Raw genomic sequence first — 4,070 nt, 5'->3', positions numbered from 1 at the left:
GCAGATCGCGCACCACGCCGCCTCCGCAGCCGGTCACGGCGCCCATCAGCGTCGCGATGAACGGGTGGACGCGGAATTCGAGCGCCTTCACCGCGCCCGCGACCGCGAACAGCGCGAGGCCGGCCGCATCGAGCGTCGTCAGCAGCGACGGCGAGAACGACGCGACCCGCGCATGAAACACGAAGGCGAACAGCCCGGCGGCGAACGCGAGCGCCGGATAACGCCAGTCGCTCACGGCGCTCGGCGGGCGCGCGCCGATCAACAGGTCGCGAATCACGCCGCCGCCGAGCGCGACGACGAGCGACAGCACCATCACCCCGAACAGGTCGAGACCGGCGCCGATCGCCGCATTGGCGCCCTCGATCGCGAACACCGCCGTGCCCGCGAGATCGGCGGCAAGCACGACTTGCTCGATGCGCTTCATGCGAGTGAATGGCCGATGTGAAGCATCGTCCGGTTACCGCGTACACCGATCGAAGCCGACGGGTCGTTCAGCCGCGTGCCGGCTGCGTGTCGCCGTCCGGATGCATCAAGCGGGTTACGGGTCATCGTCGTCTCCTCGATCGGGGATCGAGCAGTCTAGCGCATCGTCCGGCGACCGTCGGGCCAAGCGTGAAGCGGGCAGCAAAAAGCCGGCGCAAGCAGGTCACCCCGCTTACGCCGGCTCAATATTCACGTCAGGCTTCGCGCCGCATCCGCCCAGCCCGACACGTCACGCTCAATGCACGCCGAGGTACGCCTTCACCGCCGGCAGGCCGGGCTTGCCGTCGAGCGTCGTCACGCCGGCCAGCCACTTGTCGAGCGCTTGCGGGTTCGCCTTCAGCCAGTCGGCGGCGGCCTTGTTCGGGTCCTGCTTGTTCATGATCGGCACCATCACGTGGTTCTCGATCGACGTCGTGAACTGCAGGTTCGACACGAACTTCGCGACGTTCGGGCAGCGTTGCGCGTAATCGGGCGGGGTTGCGGTCAGCACCTTCGCTTCGCCGTAGTTCGGGCCGAACACATCGTCGCCGCCGGTCAGGTAGTCGATCTTCATCTGCACGTTCATCGGATGCGGTTCCCACCCAAGGAACACGATCCACTGCTTGTCGCGGGCCGCGCGATTCACTTCGACCAGCATCCCGGCCTCGCTCGACTCGACCAGCTTGAACTTGCCGAGGCCGAACTGGTTGCCGTCGATCATCTTCTTGATCAGCGCATTGCCGTCGTTGCCCGGCTCGATCCCGTAGATCTTGCCGTTCAGCTTGTCCGCGTACTTCTGGATGTCCGCGAACGACTTCAGGCCGCCCTGGTACACGTAGTCGGGCACCGCGAGCGTGTATTTCGCGCCGGTCAGGTTCGGCGTCGCGAGCACCTTGATCGTGCCGGCCTTCGTGAACGGCTGGATGATCGGGTCCATCGTCGGCGACCAGTAGCCGAGGAACACATCGATCTGCTTGCTCTTGATCCCCGCGAACGTGATCGGCACCGAGGCGATCGTCTTCGTCGGGTTGTAGCCGAGCCCCTGCAGCATCGTCGACGCGAGGCCCGTGGTCGCCGCGATGTCGGACCAGCCGACATCCGCGAAGCGCACGTTCTTGCACACGGGCGGATCGGCCGCATAAACGGCCGACATCGGCGCGGTCACCCCGATCCCGCACACCGCTGCGATCAATAGGCGCTTCATCTTGCTTCTCCTCAAAGTGATGTCGTTTGCTTGAATGCGGGATCGTTTATTGAAGCCGCGCGCCGCGATCCCGGCGACGTCGCGGACCGACGGATTGCCGCGGCTCAGCGCCCGGGCAGCCGCCGCTCGTAGCTCGGCGCGTGGCCGAACTGCGCGCGGTATGCCTTGCTGAAATGACACGGCGAATGAAAGCCGCAGACCGTCGTCACGCGTGCGATCGATGCATCGGTCGTGCGCAGCAGGTCGCGGGCGCGTTTCAGGCGCAGCGTCAGGTAATAGTGGGTCGGCGATACGTTCAGGTACACCTTGAACATGCGCTGCAGATGCCGCTGCGACAGCCGCACGAGCCGCGCGAGCTCCTCGAGCGACAGCGGCTCCTCGATGTTCGCCTCCATCAGCCGTACGACCTCGATCAGCTCCGCGCGCGAGAAGCCGACCCGCGCATCGACCGGAATCGGCTGCGTATCGGTCGAGCTGCGAATGCGCTCCAGGATGAACTGCTCGGATACCTGCGCGGCCAGTTGCTGGCCGAACCGCATGCCGACGAGGTTCAGCATCAGGTCGAGCGGCGCGGTGCCGCCCGTGCAGGTCAGCCGGTCGCGATCGACGACGAACAGCTCGTCGGCGAAGCCCACTCGCGGAAATTCGGAATGCAGCGCGGACAGGTTCTCCCAGTGCACGGTGCAGCGATAGCCGTCGAGCAGCCCGCTCGACATCAGCGCATAGGCACCCGTGCAGATGCCGCCGAGCGGCAGACCGCGTTCGGCGAGCGCCGCGAGCGTATCGCGCGCGCCCTCGTCGACCACGTCGCGGATGCGGATGCCGCCGCACACGATCATCACGTCGGGCAGGTTGTCGTAGTCGAGCGCCTGCGTGGGCCGCACGGCGATGCCGTTGCTGGCATGCGCGGGCGCGCCGTCGAGCGAGTAGATCGACCACTTGTAGTGATCCGCCCGCCCGACGTAATTCGCCATCCGAAGCACTTCGACCGCGCTCGAGAACGCGATCATCGAGAAGTTCGGCAGCGTCAGGAAGCCGAAATGGGCGAGGGACGAAACCGGTGAAACGCAGGCGGCGGGCGCGACAGCGACGGCGGACGTCACATCGGTCTCCTGGCGAGGAGGTTGCAGGGGGCCAACTCCGCGGCCGAAGCCGCGGAAGTCGTTATCCATATACAGGGTGAGCGGCCGGGGTCCGGCCGCCTGGGCTCAGGCCTGCGCGGGCGCGGCCTTCACGCGGAACAGCTGCTTGAGGCCCGAGAACAGCGGCGCCTTCGCGGTGCCCGGCGCGCGGCCGAAGCTCTCGGTGATGCGGTCGAGAATGATCGCGAGCAGCACGACCGACAGACCGCTTTCGAAGCCGAGACCGATGTCGAGGCGCTGGATACTCGCGAGCACGTCGTTGCCGAGGCCGCCCGCGCCGACCATCGACGCGATGATCACCATCGACAGCGCCATCATGATCGTCTGGTTCACGCCCTGCATGATCGACGGCAGCGCGTTCGGGAACTGCACCTTGTACAGCAACTGCCACGGCGTGCAGCCGAACGCCTGGCCGGCTTCGACGATCTCGCGGTTCACGTGACGGATGCCGAGGCTCGTGAGACGCACCGCGGGCGGCATCGCGAAGATCACCGTCGACAGGATCCCCGGCACGCGGCCGAGACCGAACAGCATCGCGGCCGGAATCAGGTAGACGAACGCGGGCATCGTCTGCATCAGGTCGAGGATCGGGCGCACGATCGCGGCGACCCACTTGCTCTTCGCGGCCCAGATGCCGAGCGGGATGCCGAGCACGAGGCTGATGATCGTCGACGACAGCGTGAGGCCGAGCGTGATGACCGTCTGATCCCAGAAGCCCGTCGCGAAGATCAGCAGCAGCGACAGCGTGGTGAACAGCGCGAAGCGCCAGCCCACCCGCCACAGCCCGACGCCGATGAAGATCGCCATCATCAGCCACATCGGGATCGCCTGCAGGCCATGCTCGACGAATGCCGCGAGCCCTTCGATCGCTTGACCGATCGCGTCGAACGTCTTCGCGTCGTGGTCGAGCAGGTAGTGAACGGACTGGTCGACCCAGGTACCGAGCGGAATCATTTCAGACATGGGAGCCTCGCGAACGCGTGATGGCCTTCAGGATGAGCGCACGATCGACCGAGCCGCAGTAGCAGCCGTCGTCGTCGACGACGGGCAGTGCATTCGGGCTCGCGACCACGCGCGCGACGACATGTTCGAGCGACGCATCGCGCCGGATGCTTTCGATCGGCCGCACGGACGGCGTGTCCTGGCCGAGCGCCTCGCGCGTGACCGAAGCCGCGAATCTTGCGTGCGGCGTCGAGCACGAACGCGTATTCGGCGCTGCCGTTCAGCGAAGCCGCGACGTTCGCGGCATCGCACTTCGACAC

General features: G+C 66.4%; 4 protein-coding genes and 1 pseudogene. All 5 read right to left on the bottom strand.

Annotated features, from left to right (window positions below; genetic code table 11):
• A partial coding sequence (locus tag JMF90_RS27175) for a trimeric intracellular cation channel family protein (RefSeq protein ID WP_201325655.1) occupies positions 1–424 on the bottom strand: 424 nt, incomplete at its 3' end.
• A 294-nt stretch (positions 425–718) separates the two neighbouring features.
• Entirely contained in the window at positions 719–1,666 is a 948-nt protein-coding gene (locus JMF90_RS27170) for a choline ABC transporter substrate-binding protein (RefSeq protein ID WP_006480573.1), read from the bottom strand.
• Positions 1,667–1,770: 104 nt separating this feature from the next.
• Positions 1,771–2,769 (bottom strand): GlxA family transcriptional regulator, encoded by a 999-nt coding sequence (locus tag JMF90_RS27165; protein ID WP_027808672.1) that lies wholly within the window; start codon positions 2,767–2,769, stop codon positions 1,771–1,773.
• Between the two features lie 105 nt (positions 2,770–2,874).
• Positions 2,875–3,771, bottom strand: coding sequence for a choline ABC transporter permease subunit (choW, locus tag JMF90_RS27160; protein ID WP_011547015.1), 897 nt, complete (start codon positions 3,769–3,771; stop codon positions 2,875–2,877).
• Positions 3,764–4,070, bottom strand: a pseudogene (locus JMF90_RS27155) (CBS domain-containing protein); the annotation flags it as partial. The pseudogene JMF90_RS27155 and the gene choW, both read right to left, overlap by 8 nt.

Origin of the sequence: Burkholderia sp. E168m23, assembly GCF_016586125.1 — a bacterium.
Lineage (GTDB): Bacteria > Pseudomonadota > Gammaproteobacteria > Burkholderiales > Burkholderiaceae > Burkholderia > Burkholderia orbicola.
Note: the sequence above shows the minus strand (reverse complement) of the source record. Positions and strands in the feature narration are given on the sequence as shown.